Raw genomic sequence first — 18181 nt, forward strand, 5'->3', positions numbered from 1 at the left:
AATTGATGGCGGCGATGGGGCGGATTGAATTGAAACGGTGGCAATTCAAATTTCTCCGGCCGGCGAATTCTTGAATCGGCAAGCTGCAATGCCTGCCTGCGACCGCAAAAGTGTAGGCGCAGCGGCAGGTGGCAAAAAGCTATTTCTTCGGGCGTAGTTGGCGCAACAAGCCGGCGCTTTCATCGGGGAGCCAGGTCATCGCAATGCATTGGCGAATTGCGCGTGTTCCTTTTTTTGGTTCACACTCCGCGACCATGCGAATTGGAATCTCTGTCCTCACCCACGCCGGCCAGAACATCTGGGAAAACGGCATGGGCCAGAACGTGTTGTTCCTGGCCCAATTGCTGCAACGCATCGAATTCGTCGAATCTGTGACCTTGGTCGACGCCGGTGATCAGCCGGCCATGCCGCCCCAGGTCGACCTGAGCGCGATGGGTCTGGCCTTCGGGCGCGCCCGGGACCTGACCGATGCGCTGGACGTGGTCATCGAGATGGCCGGCGCGCTCGACGTGCAATGGCTTTCCTACTTTCGCGCCTGCGGCGGCCGTGTCGTTTTCCACTGTGTCGGCCAGCCCTTCGTGGCGCTGGCAGAGCCCATCGTGTTCACCGACAAGGGCCACTTCAGCCGGCCCGACCGCTGCGACGAGGTGTGGCTGCTGCCCAAGGACGAGGTGTTCACGCCGATGATGCGCACGCTGCACCGCTGCCCCGTGTTCGAGGTGCCTTACCTCTGGTCGCCCCAGTTCCTGGACCGGCGCATCGCGGAGGTCGAAACCGCGGGCTGGCGCTTCGGCTATGCGCCGCGCACGCCCGTGCAGCCGGGGTTTCGCGTGGCGATCTTCGAGCCCAACATCTCGGTGGTGAAGTCCAGCAGCGTGCCGATGCTGATCTGCGACGGCGCCTACCGGACCGAACCCGCCGCGGTGGCCTCGATGCAGGTGCTCAACACCCTGCACATCAAGGACCACCCGACCATGCTGTACCTGGCGAACTCCCTGGATTTGGTGCGCGAGCACAAGGCGACGTTCCACGGCCGCAACGACTTCGCAGGTTTCATGGTCCAGTTCGCCGACGCGGTGGTCTCGCACCAGTGGCAGAACGAGCAGAACTACAGCTACCTCGATGCGCTGTACGGCAACTACCCGCTGGTGCACAACTCGCCCTGGCTGCGCGAGGCCGGCTACTACTACCCCGACTTCGACATTGCCGCCGGCGCGCGGCAGTTGCTGCAGGCCGTGCGCATGCACGACGCGCAACTCGACGACTACCGCGCGCGCTCGCGGCGTGTGTTCGATGCGGTCGACCCCCTCAGCCCCGCGAACGTCGGCGGCTATGCACAGCGCCTGCTGCACCTCGTGGGCGGCAATGCCGCGTTCCGTGCCGACAAAGGGAGCGCGGCATGAGCGAAACGGCACGCACCGCCATGCCGGCCAGGCTCAAGGTCGGCGTTTCCATCTTCATCCGCAAAGGCGAGCAGAGCCTGTGGGAGAACGGCGTCTACCAGAACTGCCTGTTCCTCGTGATGCTGCTGCTGCGTTCGCCGCGCGTGCAAAGCGCCGTGCTGGTGGCGGGCGGCGGCGACGGCGGCCCCGCGGACGCCACCGGTTTCCTCGCCGATTCGCCGGTGCCCGTCATCGACATGGCCGCTGCAGGCGAGCAGCTCGACCTCATGATCGAGATGAGCGCGCAACTGGCGCGCGAATGGTCGGTGGCGTTCCGCGACAGGGGCGGCAAGATCGTCTCGATGCGCGTGGGCAACGACTACGTGATCGACGTCGAACGCATGATCTTCGACAAGCCGCACGGCCTGCTGATCTCCGGTGCCCCTTACGACGAGGTCTGGACCATTCCCGAGTACGAAAGCGCGTGCAAGCCCTACTTCGAGGCCACCTTCCGCGCGCCGGTGCGGCTGATGCCGCACCTCTGGAGCCCGATGGTGCTGGAGCGCGCCATGGCCCGCGCGCCGGACGGCCCCGCCTTCGCCTACGTGCCCGGCCGCACGCAGTGGCGCGTGGCCATCTTCGAGCCCAACATCTGCCTGGTGAAGACCAGCTTCATTCCCATGCTCGGCTGCGAGGCGGCGCACCGCGCGCAGCCGCGCCTGATCGAGAAGATGTGGGTCTACAACAGCTTCCACCTGAAAGAGAAACCGCTGTTCGTCGGTTTTGCGCAGAGCCTGAGCGTCGTGCAGCACGGGCTGGCGAGCTTCGAAGGGCGCTTTCCGGTGTACCAGGTGATGCCCGGCAAGATCGACGCGGTCTTTGCGCACCACTGGGAGAACGCGCAGAACTACCTCTACTACGAAGCCCTGTACGGCGGCTACCCGCTGATCCACAACTCGCACCTCATCGGCGGCTGCGGCTACCGCTACCACGGCTTCGACTGCGAAGAGGGCGGGCGGGCGCTGCGGCGCGCCTTTGCCGAGCACGACGCCGATCTGCCGGCCTACCGTGAGCGCGCACGCCGGTTCATCGCCACGCTGGCCCCCGAGGGCGAGGAGAACGTGCGCATCTACACGGCGGCCATCGAGAACCTCTATGCGCAAGGAGCGCAATGAAACCCACCCAGACATTTCAGCGGCTGCTGCCCGCCGTACTCGCCGGGGCCGCCGCCGGCACCGCCCTCGCGCAAGGCGTGCTGGTGCCGCAGGCACCCCCGGCGGCGGCGCAGGACACGCTCACGCGCGCCGCCACCAGCGTGGGCATCAAGCGCTGCCTGCCTGCCATCTCGCGCCTGTCCGCGCTCACGGTGCAGGGCAGCCGAAGCCACGACGTGCTGCTCGACTGGGACCGCAAGCGCCCGGACGCGGGGCCCATGTTCTCGCTCATCGGCATCCAGTACCCGAACGCCGGCGTGGCGGCGTCGATCACGGCCATTCCCGACGACAGCGGCACCTGCACCGTGTCGGCGGAGCGGATCTCGGTGGCGCCCTTCACTTGCGAGAGCGTCGCGCAGCAGGAGCTGGCCGGCTACAGGATGACCCGGCTGCTGCCCAACTTCGCCGTGTACACCGACGACAGGGAGCCCACTTCGTCGGTCTCGCTGGTCGACTCGCCGCCGGGCTGCCTGGTGATCCGGCGCTATGTGGCGTACGGCTGGAAAGACCCGGGCACGGCGCCGACTGCGGCTGTGCCGGCCGCTGCGGCCCCTTCCGGCCCCCTGACGGGGCAGATGCCCAGGAAGCGCTGATCGGCTGATCGCGCCTGTCCGACACGCAGGGAGGCCCTCGACCGGCCCGCGCGGCGGGCGACAGGCTCCAAGAATGATCTCCATTCGCGACCACTGTCGCGCAAGGAGACGACCATGCCCCTGGCGAAACTCATCGGTCGATGGGCCATGCAGCCCTTCTCGAAGGCGCTCCCGCCGCTCGGCGACACCGAGCGCGCCGCGCTGGAAGCCGGCACCGTCGGTTTCGAAGGGCAGCTCTTCGCGGGCAACCCCGACTTCGACACGCTGGCCGCCGTGGGGCCGAACCAGCTCACCGAGCGCGAGCAGTCGTTCCTGGACCACGAGGTGCGCGACCTCTGCCGCATGCTCGACGACCACGCCATCGACCAGGCGCGCGACCTGCCACCCGAGGTGTGGCGCCACCTGCGGGACAAGCGCTTCTTCGGAATGATCATTCCGGAAGATTTCGGCGGCCTGGGCTTCAGCCACTTTGCGCATGCAACGGTGGTCACGCGCATCGCCACCGTCAACACGGCGACCGCCGTCACGGTGATGGTGCCCAACTCGCTCGGCCCCGCGGAGTTGCTGCTGCGCTACGGCACCGACACACAGAAAGACCACTACCTGCCGCGCCTGGCGGACGGCCGCGAGCTGCCGTGCTTCGGCCTGACCTCGCCTTACGCAGGCTCCGACGCGGCCGCCATTCCCGACCGCGGCGTGGTGGTCGAGCGCGAATTCAACGGGCGCATGACGCGAGGCTTCCTGGTCGATTTCGACAAGCGATACATCACGCTCGCCCCGGTCGCCACCGTGGTGGGCCTGGCCTTCCATGCCGTCGACGAAAGCAGGCCGGAAGGCGAGCGCGAGCTGGGCATTACCTGCGCGCTGATTCCCGTGCCGCACGAAGGCATGGAGATCGGCCGGCGCCATCGCCCGATGGACAGCGCCTTCATGAACGGCCCCATCCACGGCCGGCAGGTGTTCGTGCCGATGGCGTGGATCATCGGCGGCGAAAAGCAGGTCGGGCAGGGCTGGCGCATGCTGATGGAATGCCTGGCCGCGGGCCGTGCCATTTCGCTGCCGGCACTGGGCTCGGCGATGCAGCAGACCGCGCTGTACGTGAGCAACGGCTACGGCCAGATCCGCGAGCAGTTCGGCATGCCGGTGGGCAGGTTCCATGCCGTGGCGGGGCTCATCGCTCGGATGTCGGTCGAGCTCTATGCAACCGATGCCGCCCGGCGCTTCACCGCCGCTGCGCTCGACAAGGGCGAGCGGCCCAGCGTGGCCAGTGCCATCTTGAAGGTGCAGCTGACCGAAGCGGGGCGCCGCGCGGTCAACCACGGCATGGACATCCTCGGGGGCAAGGGCATCATCGCCGGCCCGTCGAACCTGCTGGGCGTGTCGTACCGGCAGGCGCCGATCGCCATCACGGTGGAGGGCGCAAACATCCTCACGCGCGCGCTCATCGTGTTCGGCCAGGGAGCGGTGCGCTGCCACCCGCATGTGCTCGACGAAATGGCCGCTGTGCAGGCCAACGACGAGACCGCGCTGGGCAAGGCCCTCATCGCGCACGGCAAGCACGTGGCGGCGAACCTGTGGCACAGCGTGTTCGGCGCGCCGGTGCTCGGCGAGCCGCCCCAAGACCTGCTGCACGAGGCGAAGCTGCTGGCGCGCATGAGCGCCAGGTACGCGTTCACGGCCGACCTGGCCATGGGCTTGCTCGGCGGCAAGCTCAAGCGAATGGAGCTGCTGTCCGCACGGCTGGGCGACGTGCTGGCGCACCTCTACCTGGCCAGCTCATGCATCTGGCGTTACCGCGTGGACGCGGCGCCCGAGATGCTGCCTTTCGCACGGGCCGCGATTCGCCTGCAGCTGGACGAGGCCGGCAAGATCCTGCGCGACCTGTATGCCAACCTGCCGACGGCCGGACGCCGCGTGCTCGGCGCGCTGGTGCTGCGAGGCACCTCGCACCTGGCGCCGCTGCGCGACGTGCAACTGCTCGAACTGGCCGAATTGCTGCGCAAGAACCCGCGCACCGTCGCGCGCCTGGCCCCCGACCTCAGCGAACCCGCCGCGGGCGGCCTGCGCGACCTGATGCACGCGATGGAACTGGGTGCGCGGCTCGGCGACACGACGGCCGCGCTCAACAAGGTGCTGCGCCGAACGAACTCGCTCGAAGCGGCGGCCCGCTCGGCGCCCGACCCGGCGCTGGCGCTGGCCTACCTGAAGGCGGCCGACAAGGTGATCCAGGTGGACGACTTCGAGGGCCCGGCGCAGCCGCGTGCGCAACTCAGCCGCTCGACCGCGCCGCCAGTGCCGTCAGCGCCGCGGCCGTCTGCTCGTCGGCCGGAAAGAACGACTCCACCGCCAGTTCCTGCAATGTGACGTCCACGGGCGTGCCGAAGATGGTGATGGTGCTGATGAAACTCAGCACCCCGTTCGGCGTGACCAGCTGGAACGGCACCGCCACGGCCGACAGCGCCGTGTCGATGGCCGGTGCGTCGTGGCTCACCTTGGGCGCGGGGTAGGCCTCCAGTTCGTCGTGCAGCGCCTGCAGCGTGGCGTCGCCCGTGGCGGCGATCTGCTGCTGCAGCCGTTCGAGCAGGTGGGTGCGCCATTGCGCGAGGTTGGCGATGCGCGGAGCCACGCCCTCGGGGTGCAGGCTCAGGCGCAGCACGTTGAGGGGCGCGCGCAGCAGTTCGGGCGCGGCGCCTTCCATCAGCATCGGCACCAGCGCGTTGTGCGCCACCAGGTTCCAGTGGCGGTCCACCGCCAGCGCGGGGAAGGGCTCGTGGCCCTTCAGCACCAGGTCGACCGCACGGCGCGCGGCCGCCAGGGCCGGGTCGTCCAGCGAGCGCTGGCGGTACATGGGCGCGAAGCCGGCGGCCACCAGCAGGGCGTTGCGTTCGCGCAGCGGCACCTCGAGCCGCTCGGCCAGACGCAGCACCATTTCGCGGCTGGGCGCGGCGCGGCCGGTTTCCACGTAGCTCAGGTGGCGGGTCGACACGTCCGCTTCCTGCGCCAGGTCGAGCTGGCTCAGGCGGCGGTGGGTGCGCCAGTGCCGCAGGTGGGCGCCGAAGGGGTCGCGCGCGCCGGGCTGGGCGGTCTTGGCCGGATGGGGGCGGGGGGTGCTCATGGAGCCGCATTCTGGCGCCGTGGCGGCCACGCGCCATGACCTCCCAGGTCATGAACGCCCTGCGAGTTCAGTTACCTGACTACAACAGCTGACATTGATCCCCGCTATCCTTTGGGAGCTTCCACGAACACACAGGAGTTTCCCTATGGCCAAAGCACCGGCACACGCCTTTGCGTCCACCCTCAAGACCTTCAAGACCGCATCGGGCAAGTCCGGCAAGTACTGGTCTTTGAAGGAGCTGGCCAAGCAGTACCCCACCATCGACCGGCTGCCCGTGTCGATCCGCATCGTGCTCGAATCGGTGCTGCGCAATTGCGACGGGCAGAAGGTCTCGCCCAAGCACGTCGAAGAACTGGCGCACTGGGCGCCGAACGCCGAGCGCACCGACGAAATTCCTTTTGTCGTCACCCGCGTCGTGCTTCAGGACTTCACCGGCGTGCCGCTGCTGGCCGACCTGGCCGCCATGCGCAGCGTGGCCGCCAAGCTGGGCAAGTCGCCCAAGACCATCGAACCGCTGGTGCCCGTCGACCTGGTGGTCGACCACTCGGTGATGGTCGACTACTACGGCACGCCCAAGGCGCTCGACCTGAACATGAAGCTGGAGTTCCAGCGCAACAACGAGCGCTACCAGTTCATGAAGTGGGGCATGCAGGCCTTCGACACCTTCCGCGTCGTGCCGCCGGGCTTCGGCATCGTGCACCAGGTCAACCTCGAATACTTTGCGCGCGGCGTGTACACCAGCCCGCACGACAAGGCCGACGTGCCCACCTACTACCCCGACTCGCTGGTCGGCACCGACAGCCACACCACCATGATCAACGGCGTGGGCGTGGTCGGCTGGGGCGTGGGCGGCATCGAGGCTGAAGCAGCCATGCTGGGCCAGCCGGTCTACATGCTCACGCCCGACGTGGTGGGCTTCGAGCTCACCGGCAAGCTGCGCGAAGGCGTGACCGCGACCGACCTGGTGCTGTACGTCACCGCCATCCTGCGAGGTGAAAAGGTGGTGGGCAAGTTCGTCGAGTTCTTCGGCCCCGGCGCCGCGTCCATCGCCGTGCCCGACCGCGCGACCATCGGCAACATGGCGCCCGAATACGGCGCGACCATGGGCTTCTTTCCGGTCGACGACATGACCGTGGCCTACTTCGAAGGCACCGGCCGCACCAAGGAAGAGGTCGAACGCTTCGCCGCCTACTACAAGGCGCAGGGCCTGTACGGCATGCCGGCGCCCGGCGACATCGACTACACCAAGATCGTGCGCCTCGACCTGGGCACCGTGTCGCCCAGCCTGGCCGGCCCGAAGCGCCCGCAGGACCGCATCGACCTGGGCCACCTGGCCACCAAGTTCTCGGAGCTCTATAGCAAGCCCAACGACGCCAACGGCTTCAACCAGCCGGCCGACAAGCTCAAGCTGCGCTACCCGCTGGTGACGGCAACGCAGGGCAGCGACGACGAAGCCGCCGCACCGCCCGCCGGTGCGCCGCGCGACGTGGTCGAGATGGTGGCCAACCGCTCGACCAAGGCAGCCGCGCACACCAGCGCCACGGCACCCAGCGCCCCCCAGGGCGCGGTCACCATCGGCAACGGCGACGTGCTGATCGCGGCCATCACCTCGTGCACCAACACCTCCAACCCGAGCGTGATGCTGGCCGCCGGGCTGCTGGCCAAGAAGGCGGTGGAGGCGGGCCTCACGGTCAAGCCGCACATCAAGACCTCGCTGGCGCCGGGTTCGCGCATCGTCACCGAATACCTCGAGAAGGCCGGCCTGCTCACGTACCTGGAACAGCTCGGCTTCTACCTGGCCGGCTACGGCTGCACCACCTGCATCGGCAACGCCGGCGACCTGACGCCCGAGATCAACGAGGCCATCACCCAGAACGACCTGATCGGCGCGGCCGTGCTTTCGGGCAACCGCAACTTCGAGGCGCGCATCCACCCGAACCTGAAGGCCAACTTCCTGGCCTCGCCCCCGCTGGTGGTGGCCTTCGCCATCGCCGGCAACGTGATGGTCGACCTGATGACCCAGCCCGTGGGCAAGGGCAAGCACGGCAAGGACGTGTACCTGGGCGACATCTGGCCCACGCCGAAGGAAATCGACGACAACCTGCGCTTTGCCATGAACGCCAAGTCGTTCCGAGCGAACTACGACAAGGTCAAGACCGACCCGGGCAAGTTCTGGAGCAGCATCAAGGGCACCGAGGGCCAGGTGTACGACTGGCCCACCTCGACCTACATCGCCGAGCCGCCGTTCTTCGAGGGCTTCAAGATGAAGCCGCACGCGACCGACGCCGGCTTCAAGGGCGCGCGCATCATGGCGCTGTTCGGCGACTCGATCACCACCGACCACATCTCGCCGGCCGGCTCCATCAAGGACAGCTCGCCCGCGGGTATCTGGCTCAAGGCGCACGGCGTGCCCAAGGCGGACTTCAACAGCTACGGTTCGCGTCGCGGCAACCACGACGTGATGATGCGCGGCACCTTCGCCAACGTGCGCATCAAGAACCTGATGATTCCGCCGGACGCCAACGGCACGCAGGAAGAAGGCGGCGTGACGCGCTTCCAGCCGGGCAACGAGAAGATGTTCATCTACGACGCCGCCATGAAGTACATCGAGCAGGGCGTGCCCACGGTGGTGTTCGGCGGCGAGGAGTACGGCACCGGCTCGTCGCGCGACTGGGCCGCCAAGGGCACGCAGCTGCTGGGCATCAAGGCCGTGGTGGCGCGCAGCTTCGAGCGCATTCACCGCGCCAACCTGGTCGGCATGGGCGTGCTGCCACTGCAGTTCCGCGGCGCCGATTCGTGGCAGACGCTGGGCCTCACCGGCGACGAGAAGATCGACGTGGTGATCGGCAGCGAACTCAAGCCGCAGATGGACGTGAAGCTCGTCGTGCACCGCCCCGACGGCACGCACCAGGAGGTGACGGTGCGCCTGCGCATCGACACGCCGATCGAGGTCGACTACTACCAGCACGGCGGCATCCTGCCGTTCGTGCTGCGGCAACTGCTGGCCGCTTGATCCCTTGATCCTTTGCTCCGCGTAGGGCTCATCTCCGACACCCACGGCCTGCTGCGCCCGCAGGCCGTGGCAGCCCTGCAGGGCTGCGACTTCATCGTGCACGGCGGGGACATCGGCAACGCCGGCATCCTCGACGCGCTGCGCGCCATGGCGCCACTGACGGTGGTGCGCGGCAACAACGACCGCGAACCGTGGGCCGAGCGCATCGCCGAGACCGAGCGCGTGGCGTTCGGCGGCGTGCAGCTGTACGCCATTCACGACCTTGCCCAACTTGACATCGACCCGCCCGCCGCCGGCGTGCGCGTGGTCGTCTCGGGCCATTCGCACAAGCCGAAGATCGAGGAACGCGGCGGCGTGCTGTATGTGAACCCCGGCAGCGCGGGGCCGCGCCGATTCACCCTGCCCATCGCGGTGGCCGAACTGCTGATCGACGGCGACGCCATCAGCGCGCGCATCGTCGAACTCGCCGTCTGAGCGGTCCGTGGGCGAGGGCCGGGCAATCATTGCCATTCGGCAAGAAAAGGCCCTAAATGAGAACGTTTCTTATTTGATGGGTTATCCTCGTTCGCTCCTCCGTGGAGCCAACGCCAAGCGCTGCTGAACGTGCCGGCTCCGGAGGGTTTTTTCTGCCCTGACTCCCGAAGCCGATGCTCATTCCCTTTCTCATCATGCTGCGCGAAGGCATCGAAGCCGCGCTGATCGTCGGCATCGTTGCCAGCTACCTCAAGCAAAGCGGACGCGGCGCGCTGATGCCCGCGGTGTGGGTCGGCGTGCTGCTGGCCACCGCGCTGTCGCTGTTCGCCGGCGCCGGCCTGCAGTTGCTGGCGGCGGAGTTTCCGCAGAAGCAGCAGGAGCTGTTCGAGGGCGTGGTCGGGCTCATCGCCGTGGTCATGCTGACCTCGATGGTGTTCTGGATGCGCAAGGCCGCACGCTCCATCAGGGGCGAACTGCAGGCCTCCATCGACAAGGCGCTCACCCGGGGCGCGGACGGGCAGGGCTGGGCGCTCATCGGCATGGTGTTTCTCGCCGTGGCGCGCGAAGGCCTGGAGTCGGTGTTCTTCCTGCTGGCCGTGTTCCAGCAGAGCAGCGGCTGGGAGGCGCCCGTGGGCGCGCTGGCCGGCATCGCCGTGTCGGTGGCGATCGGCTGGGGCCTGTACTCGGGCGGCGTGCGGCTCGACCTGCGCCGCTTCTTCCGCTACACGGGCTTGTTCATTCTTCTGGTGGCCGCGGGCCTCCTGGCCGGCGTGCTGCGCAAGCTGCACGAGGGCGGCGTGTGGAACCACCTGCAGGCGGTGGTGTTCGACATGAGCGAGAAGCTGCCGATGGACAGCTCCGTGGGCGCCGTGCTCTCGGGCCTGCTGGGCTACCAGGCTGCGCCCGTGGTGGGCGAAGTCATCGTGTACCTGGCCTTCCTGGCCGTGGCCCTGTTCTTCTTTTTGCGCCCGGCCCCTGCCGCGGCGCCACGCGCGGCCGCGGCCGGCTGAAACCCCTCGATGTCTTCTTCTTCCGAATCCAAAGCCCCTTCGTCCACCCTCCTGCGCGTGGCGGTGGCCGCGTCGGCCCTGCTGGTCGTGGCCGGCCTCGCCGCCTTCTGGTACGCCTCGAACGAGGCCAGGAAGGCGCCGGCCAAGGCCGCCGACAACGCCGTGACCGTCACCATCCAGGGCAACGCCTGCGACCCCAACGAGATCACCGTGCCCGCGGGGCGCACCACCTTCACCATCGTCAACAAGTCGAACCGTGCGCTGGAATGGGAAATTCTGGACGGCGTGATGGTGGTGGAAGAGCGCGAGAACATCGCGCCGGGCTTCTCGCAGACCATGACCGTGAAGCTGCCGCCGGGCGAGTTCGCCATCACCTGCGGCCTCTTGAGCAACCCGCGCGGCACGCTGCGCGTGACGCCCTCGGCCGCGTCCGATGCCGAGGCGGCGCGGCCGTCTCTGGTCAACTACGTGGGCGCGCTGGCCGAGTACCAGGTGTTCCTGCGGCTGGAGGCCGGCTCGCTCGACGACGCGGTGCGCGCACTGGCCGACGCGGTGAAGGCGGGCGACCTGGCGCAGGCGAGGGCGCTGTACGCGCCGGCGCACCAGGCCTACAAGCGCATCGAGCCGATGGCCGAGCTGTTCGCCGACCTGGACACGCGCATCAACGCGCGCGCCGACTACTTCGAGAAGCGCGAAGCCGATGCGGGCTTCACCGGCTTCCACCGCATCGAGTACGCGCTGTACAGCCAGAACGACCTGAAGCCGCTGGCGCCCGTGGTCGCGAAGTTGCTTGCCGACATCGGCGTGCTGAAGGAGCGCCTGCGCGCGCTGAACATGCCGCCCGAGCGGTTGGCCGGTTCGGCCTCGAAGCTGCTGCGCCGCGTGGCCGACAACCTGCCCGCCGGCGGCGAAGACCACTACGGCCATGCCGAGCTGGTGAACCTGCAGGGCACCTATGAAGGCACGAAAAAAATTGCTGAACTGCTGCAGCCGCTGCTGGTGAAGGCCGCGCCCGCGCAGCAGAAGAGCGTGGACGCGCGCTTCGCGGCCTTCGACGCCGCGCTGGCGCCCTACCGCGAAGACGAGGGCTTCAAGCCCGCGCCGCTGGACGAGGCGCAAAGAAAGGCACTGGCCGAACCCGTGCGCGCACTGGCCGAGGAACTTGGCAAGGTGAATGCCGCGCTCGGCCTGGAATGAGTCGAGAGCAAGAACCCCTCATGGACAAGTCGAAGAACGAAACCCTCGCCCCCCAAGGGCAACCCGCATCCCCGCATCGCCGCCGCATGCTCGGCGCCGCCGGCGTGGCATTCGCAGGCCTCGCTGCAGCGGCCCATTCGGCCCGTGCGGCCCAAGCGGCGGGTGTGCCCGACAGCGGCGCGCAGGTCACCGACGCGCCCGAGAGCACCCACACGCAAGACCGCGTGCCCTATCGCGGCAAGCACCAGGCGGGCATCGTCACGCCGCGCCCGGTGGCCGGAATGATCGCCTCGTTCTTCGTGCTGGCCGAGAACCGCGCCGACCTGGAGCGCCTGTTCCGCACGCTCACCGAGCGCATCGCCTTCCTCACGCAGGGCGGCCCGCAGGCCGACCCCGACCCCAAGCTGCCGCCCGCGGGCTCCGGCATCCTCGGGCCGGTGGTGCAGCCCGACGGGCTGACGGTGACGGTATCGGCCGGCACCTCGCTGTTCGACGAGCGCTTCGGCCTCGCGAAGAAGAAGCCGGTGCGCCTGAGCCAGATGCAGCGCCACCCGAACGACGCGCTGGACGCCGCGCTGTGCCACGGCGACCTGTCGATCCAGTTCTGCGCCAACACGCCCGACACCAACATCCACGCGCTGCGCGACATCATCAAGAACACGCCCGACCTGCTGGTGCTGCACTGGAAGCAGGAGGGCACCGTGCCGCCCATTCCGGCCGTGCCCGGCAAGCCTTCGGAGAGCGCGCGCAACTTCCTGGGCTTCAGGGACGGGTCGGCCAACCCCGACTCGGCCGACGACACGCTCATGGACGGCATCGTGTGGGTGCAACCCGGCGGCGACGAGCCGGCGTGGTCCGTGGGCGGCAGCTACCAGGCGGTGCGCATCATCCGCAACTTCGTGGAGCGCTGGGACCGCACGCCGCTGCAGGAGCAGGAGGCCATCATGGGCCGCATGAAGCCCACCGGCGCGCCGATGGACGGCGGCAAGACGGAGCACGACGTGCCCGACTACAGCAAAGACCCCGAAGGCAAGGCCACGCCGATGGACGCGCACATCCGCCTGGCCAACCCGCGCACCAGGGCCTCGGACAAGAACCTGATGCTGCGCCGGCCCTTCAACTATTCGAACGGCGTCACCAAGTCGGGCCAGCTCGAAATGGGGCTGCTGTTCATCTGCTACCAGGCCAACCTGGAGAACGGCTTCATCGCCGTGCAGAAGCGCCTGGACGGCGAGCCGCTCGAGGAATACATCAGGCCCATCGGCGGCGGCTTCTTCTTCACGCTGCCGGGCGTGAAGGACGCGCAGGACTGGCTGGGCCGTTCGCTGCTGGCTGCCTGATCGGCACGCGCTCCCCGCGCCGCCCACACTCCATTTTTTTCACGACCTCGAACCTTCAGGAGATCCATGAACGTGCAGTTCCGCCGCCACTTTCTCGCCACTTTCGTCGCAGGCTTCGCCGGGCTCCATGCCGTGGGCGCGCAGGCCGCCGTGTCGCCGCTCGAACTGGTCGGACCGATTTCCGACTACAAGATCTACGTGGCCGAGAACGTGCGCAAATTGGCCGCGGACACGCGCGCCTTCACCGCCGCGGTGAAGGCCGGCGACATCGAGAAGGCGAAGAAGCTGTATGCGCCCACGCGCACGAGCTACGAGCGCATCGAGCCGGTGGCCGAGCTGTTCAACGACCTCGACAAGGCGATCGACTCGCGCGCCGACGACCACGAGAAGGCCGAGAAGGACCCGGCCTTCGGCGGCTTCCACCGCATCGAGTACGGCCTGTGGACGCAAAAGAGCACCAAGGACCTGAACCCCGTGGCCGACAAGCTGCTGACCGACGTGCTCGAGCTGCAGAAGCGCCTGGTCGCGCTGACCTTTCCACCCGAGAAGGTGGTGGGCGGCGCCGCGGTGCTGATGGAAGAGGTGGCCGCCACCAAGATTTCGGGCGAGGAGAACCGCTACAGCCACACCGACCTGTGGGACTTCCAGTCGAACTTCGAGGGCGCCTTCAAGATCGTGGAGCTGCTGCGCCCGCTGGTGGCGAAGGACAACAAGGCCTTCTCGGACAAGACCGACGCCAACTTCAAGGTGGTGTTCGACACGCTGGCCAAGTACAGGACGGCCGACGGCGGCTTCGAAACCTACGCCAAGCTCACCGAACGCGACCGCAAGCTGCTGGCCGGGCGGGTCAACACGCTGGCTGAAGACCTGTCGAAACTGCGCGGCATGCTCGGCCTGAACTAGGCTCGCCCCCAGGCTTCGCGCACTTCGTGTCGCTTCTCCAACCCCCTTGCCGGGGGCAACACCAAAGGCCCGTCAAAGCCGGTTCCTCGGTGTTTCTGGCCTTGCAGCCTCCTTTTTTGCGGGGTTGGTCAGGTTTGTGCGATTGAGAATTGCTAGCATCCGGGTATTGCTTACTGGCGTGCCCGATATTCCTGGCGCCCTCTTCACCGTGCAAACCAACGACCTCGGCGCAGTGCCGGCATCCGCCGCCCTGCGCCTCGACCAGCTTCCAAACAACCAGTGGGCCACCGTGCTCGACGTGGCCCGCCCCGAGGGCGCGGATGACCGCGAACTCGTGCTGCGACTGACCGAAATCGGCTTCGTGCCGGGCGAGGCGGTGCGCATCGTCGCAAGCGGCATCCCCGGCCGCGAGCCGCTGGCGGTTCGACTGGGCCACACCACCTTCGCCCTGCGCCGCCACGAGGCCGCGCTGATCCACGTTGTGCCGGGAGCCGCCCACCATGGTTGAAGCCGTCATCCAGGGCCCCGGTCGCCTTGCCGCCACCGCGCAGCCAGGGCGCATCGCCTTGCTGGGCAACCCCAACTGCGGCAAGACCGCGCTGTTCAACCTGCTGACCGGCAGCCGCCAGAAGGTGGCGAACTACGCAGGCGTGACGGTCGAGCGCAAGGAAGGCACGCTGCGCACCGCCTCCGGCCGCCGCGTGTTCGTGCTCGACCTGCCGGGCGCCTACAGCCTGAATGCGCTGAGCGCCGACGAGGCCGTCACGCGCGACGTCGTCACCGGCCAGAGCAAGGAAGCCTTGCCCGACCTGCTGGTGTGCGTCACCGACGCCACCAACCTGCGCCTGAACTTGCGGCTGGTGCTCGAAGCCCGGCGGCTCGGCCTGCCGATGGTGATGGCGCTGAACATGACCGACATGGCGAAGAAGCAGGGCATCGTGGTCGACACGGCCGTGCTGTCGCGCGAACTCGGCATACCGGTCATCGAGACCGTGGGCGTGCACACCGGCGGCGCCAAGGCCCTGCTCGAAGCGCTCGACACCCCCGTGGCCGCCGCCGCGCCGCAGCCCTGGCAGGCGCCGGGGCTCGACGACGTGCTGGCCACGCAGCGCGAGGTGCGCCGCATTCTGGGCCTGGCGGTGACGGAGCCGGTCGGCAGCCTGGCCACCAGCGACCGCATCGACCGTGTCGTGATGCACCCGGTGTGGGGCATGCTGGTGCTGGCCGTCACCATGTTCCTGATGTTCCAGGCCGTGTTCAGCTGGGCCAACGTGCCGATGGACGCCATCAAGGCCGGCACCGAGGCGCTCGGCGGCCTGCTCAAGGCGCACATGCCCGAGGGCATGCTGCAGAGCCTGCTGGTCGACGGCGTGATCGCGGGCGTGGGCGGCGTCATCGTCTTCCTGCCGCAGATCCTGATTCTTTTCCTGTTCATCCTGGCGCTGGAAGACTCGGGCTACCTGCCGCGCGCGGCCTTCCTGCTCGACCGCGTGATGGGCACCGTGGGGCTGTCGGGCCGCTCGTTCATTCCGCTGCTGTCGAGCTTTGCCTGCGCCATTCCGGGCGTGATGGCCACGCGCACCATCAGCAACTGGCGCGACCGCATCACGACCATCATGATCGCGCCGCTCATGACCTGCTCGGCGCGGCTGCCGGTGTATGCGCTGCTCATCGCGGCCTTCATTCCGGCGCGCACCGTGGGGGGCGTGTTCAACCTGCAGGGCATGGTGCTGTTCGCGCTGTATGTGTTCGGCATCGTCTCGGCCATGGCCGTGGCCTGGGTCATGAAGCGCTTTCGGGACAACACCTCGCATTCGCCGCTGCTGATGGAGCTGCCCGCCTACCGCTGGCCGAACCCGCGCAACCTGGCGCTGGGCCTCTATGAGCGGGCGTGGATCTTCATTCAGCGCGTGGGCACGATCATCCTCACGCTGACCATCCTGCTGTGGTTCCTCTCGACCTTTCCGTCGCCGCCCGAAGGCGCGACGGGGCCGGCCATCCAGTACAGCCTGGCCGGCATGATCGGGCGCGGGCTCGAACACATCTTCGCGCCCATCGGCTTCAACTGGCAGATCTCCATCGCGCTGGTGCCGGGCATGGCGGCGCGCGAGGTGGCGGTGGGGGCGCTGGGCACGGTGTACGCGCTGTCTTCCACCGGCGACGACGTGGCGGGCCAGCTCGAGCCGCTGATCGCGGGCAGCTGGTCGCTGGCAACAGCGCTGTCGCTGCTGGTCTGGTATGTGTTCGCGCCGCAGTGCATCTCCACGCTGGCGGCCGTGAAGCGCGAGACGGGTTCGTGGAAGTACGTGTGGATCATGGCGGGCTACCTGTTCGCGCTGGCCTATGGCGCCTGCTTCATCACCTACCGCGTTGCGGTGGCACTCGGCGCGGGTTAAAAGCGACAGCGAAAGGGCTAAACAAGCAATGGCACAGCAACTGATCGTCGGATTGATCGTCGCGGCGGCCGCGTTCTACGCGGTCTGGCGCTGGATGCCCGCGGGCTGGCGGCGCGGCGCCGCGCGCAAGCTCGCGGCGGGCTCGCAACGCGCGGGCTGGGTCGACGAAGAGCGCGCCAAGGCGCTGGCGGCCTCGCTGGCCAAGACCTCGGGCTGCGGCTCGTGCGACAGCTGCGGCAGCTGCGCGCCCAAGGCCCCTCTGAAGCAACCGGAAGCCGGCCAGGCCACCCCCCACACGCGCAGCCGCTGAGACCGATGCCCGCGCACATCCTGGTCGCCGGCGGCGGCATCGGGGGGCTGGCCACCGCGCTGGCGCTTTCGCGTCGACGCCACCGCGCCGACGTCTTCGAACAGGCATCAGTCTTCGGGGAAATCGGCGCCGGCGTGCAACTCGGCCCCAACGCCACGCGGCGTCTTCAGCAACTCGACCTGGGCGCGGGGCTCGCGGCCATCGCGGCGCAGCCCGATGCGCTGGTGGTCCACAGCGCCGACACCGGCTCCGAGCTGGCGCGCATGCCGCTCGGGGACACCATGCGCCAGCGCTACGGCGCGCCTTACTTTTGCGTGCACCGCGCCGACCTGCACGGCCTGCTGCTCGACGCCGTGCGCGCACGGGGCAACGGCACCCTGGTCACCTCTGCCCGCATCCAGCAGGTGGAGACCGGCGACGAACTCGTCTGCCTCTCGAGCACCGACGCGCGCGCCTGGGAAGGCGAAGCGATCGTCGGGGCCGACGGCCTGTGGAGCCTGGTGCGCCGGCAACTCGACACGCCGTCTGCCGACGAGCCGCCCCGCGTCACCGGCCACACGGCCTGGCGCGCCATGGTCGAGCAGTCGCGCCTGCCCGCCGCGTTGCGCCGCACGCAGGTCCATGTCTGGCTCGGCCCGCGGCTGCATGCGGTGGCGTATCCGGTGCGCGGCGGGGAGTGGCTCAACGTGGTGGTGATCGCCGAATCGGCACCTGCAGGCGATGCGCGCGACTGGGACCAGTCCGGCAGCATCGCCGCGCTGAAGCAGGCCATGGGCCGCAGCTGCGCGGGTCTGCAGGCCTTGCTGGACGCGATGCCCGGCTGGCGCGCATGGTCGCTCGGCGACCGCGCGCCCATGACCCGCGCCGCCGACATGGCGCACGAGCGTGTGGCGCTGGTGGGCGACGCGGCGCACCCAATGGTGCCGTACCTCGCGCAGGGCGCGGGCATGGCGATCGAGGACGCGGTGGCGTTGGCCGATGCACTCGGCGATGGCGGCGCGGCCCAGGTGCCGGCCGCGTTCGCGCGCTATGCCGAGTCGCGCTGGGCGCGCAACGCGCAGGTACAGGCGCGGGCGCGCCGCAACGGCGAGATCTTCCATGCGACGGGCGCTGTGCGCCTGGGCCGGGACATGGCGATGCGCGTGTTCGGCGCAAGGCTGCTCGACCAGCCTTGGTTGTACGGCGGCTGAGCGAAAGATGAGCGCGCCCTGAACAGCACCCTCGACGCACAGCG

At 68.5% G+C, this 18181-nt stretch carries 15 protein-coding genes; 14 read left to right on the top strand and 1 reads right to left on the bottom strand.

Annotation, left to right across the window (positions count from 1 at the left end):
- Nucleotides 1-254: 254 nt before the first annotated feature.
- The 4 genes from ACSFA5_RS06435 (at nt 255) to ACSFA5_RS06450 (ending at nt 5553) form a co-directional block, all read left to right on the top strand.
- On the top strand, nt 255-1403 hold the full coding sequence (locus tag ACSFA5_RS06435) for a DUF2827 domain-containing protein (protein WP_435443202.1): 1149 nt from the start codon (nt 255-257) through the stop codon (nt 1401-1403).
- A complete protein-coding gene (locus ACSFA5_RS06440) occupies nt 1400-2557 on the top strand; it encodes a DUF2827 domain-containing protein (RefSeq protein ID WP_435443203.1) in 1158 nt (385 codons plus the stop codon). Before ACSFA5_RS06435 ends, ACSFA5_RS06440 begins: the two co-directional genes overlap by 4 nt.
- A complete protein-coding gene (locus tag ACSFA5_RS06445; protein WP_435443204.1) occupies nt 2554-3189 on the top strand; it encodes a hypothetical protein in 636 nt (211 codons plus the stop codon). Before ACSFA5_RS06440 ends, ACSFA5_RS06445 begins: the two co-directional genes overlap by 4 nt.
- Before the next feature lie 114 nt (nt 3190-3303).
- Nucleotides 3304-5553: an acyl-CoA dehydrogenase gene (locus ACSFA5_RS06450; RefSeq protein WP_435443205.1), complete on the top strand. Its 2250-nt coding sequence runs from the start codon at nt 3304-3306 to the stop codon at nt 5551-5553.
- Here the strand turns inward: ACSFA5_RS06450 and ACSFA5_RS06455 are convergent.
- Nucleotides 5459-6304, bottom strand: coding sequence for a helix-turn-helix domain-containing protein (locus ACSFA5_RS06455; RefSeq protein ID WP_435443206.1), 846 nt, complete (start codon nt 6302-6304; stop codon nt 5459-5461). The genes ACSFA5_RS06450 and ACSFA5_RS06455 overlap by 95 nt on opposite strands.
- 145 nt (nt 6305-6449) lie before the next feature.
- Here ACSFA5_RS06455 and ACSFA5_RS06460 point away from each other — a divergent pair, with 145 nt between their 5' ends.
- The 10 genes from ACSFA5_RS06460 to ACSFA5_RS06505 all read left to right on the top strand — a co-directional run bounded on the left by ACSFA5_RS06460 (nt 6450) and on the right by ACSFA5_RS06505 (nt 18137).
- The gene (locus ACSFA5_RS06460; RefSeq protein ID WP_435443207.1) at nt 6450-9317 is read left to right on the top strand and encodes an aconitate hydratase; all 2868 of its coding nucleotides are present in this window, start codon (nt 6450-6452) and stop codon (nt 9315-9317) included.
- Nucleotides 9318-9329: 12 nt separating this feature from the next.
- Nucleotides 9330-9791, top strand: a complete 462-nt coding sequence (locus ACSFA5_RS06465) for a metallophosphoesterase family protein (protein ID WP_435443208.1) — start codon at nt 9330-9332, stop codon at nt 9789-9791.
- Between the two features lie 173 nt (nt 9792-9964).
- Complete coding sequence (efeU, locus tag ACSFA5_RS06470) at nt 9965-10801, top strand: iron uptake transporter permease EfeU (RefSeq protein ID WP_435443209.1); 837 nt, start codon at nt 9965-9967, stop codon at nt 10799-10801.
- Nucleotides 10802-10810: 9 nt separating this feature from the next.
- The gene (gene efeO / locus ACSFA5_RS06475) at nt 10811-11998 is read left to right on the top strand and encodes an iron uptake system protein EfeO (RefSeq protein WP_435443210.1); all 1188 of its coding nucleotides are present in this window, start codon (nt 10811-10813) and stop codon (nt 11996-11998) included.
- 20 nt (nt 11999-12018) lie between these two features.
- Complete coding sequence (efeB, locus tag ACSFA5_RS06480; protein WP_435443211.1) at nt 12019-13338, top strand: iron uptake transporter deferrochelatase/peroxidase subunit; 1320 nt, start codon at nt 12019-12021, stop codon at nt 13336-13338.
- A gap of 66 nt (nt 13339-13404) precedes the next feature.
- The gene (gene efeO / locus ACSFA5_RS06485) at nt 13405-14241 is read left to right on the top strand and encodes an iron uptake system protein EfeO (protein WP_435443212.1); all 837 of its coding nucleotides are present in this window, start codon (nt 13405-13407) and stop codon (nt 14239-14241) included.
- Between the two features lie 208 nt (nt 14242-14449).
- A complete protein-coding gene (locus ACSFA5_RS06490; protein ID WP_435443213.1) occupies nt 14450-14749 on the top strand; it encodes a FeoA family protein in 300 nt (99 codons plus the stop codon).
- Complete coding sequence (feoB, locus tag ACSFA5_RS06495) at nt 14742-16637, top strand: ferrous iron transporter B (RefSeq protein WP_435443214.1); 1896 nt, start codon at nt 14742-14744, stop codon at nt 16635-16637. The genes ACSFA5_RS06490 and feoB overlap by 8 nt, the downstream gene beginning before the upstream one ends.
- Before the next feature lie 28 nt (nt 16638-16665).
- Nucleotides 16666-16947: a DUF6587 family protein gene (locus ACSFA5_RS06500; RefSeq protein WP_435443215.1), complete on the top strand. Its 282-nt coding sequence runs from the start codon at nt 16666-16668 to the stop codon at nt 16945-16947.
- Between the two features lie 5 nt (nt 16948-16952).
- Nucleotides 16953-18137 (top strand): FAD-dependent monooxygenase, encoded by a 1185-nt coding sequence (locus ACSFA5_RS06505; RefSeq protein WP_435443216.1) that lies wholly within the window; start codon nt 16953-16955, stop codon nt 18135-18137.
- Nucleotides 18138-18181 lie beyond the last annotated feature (44 nt).

It is taken from the genome of Variovorax monticola (genome assembly GCF_051216855.1).
Taxonomy (GTDB): Bacteria; Pseudomonadota; Gammaproteobacteria; order Burkholderiales; family Burkholderiaceae_C; genus Variovorax.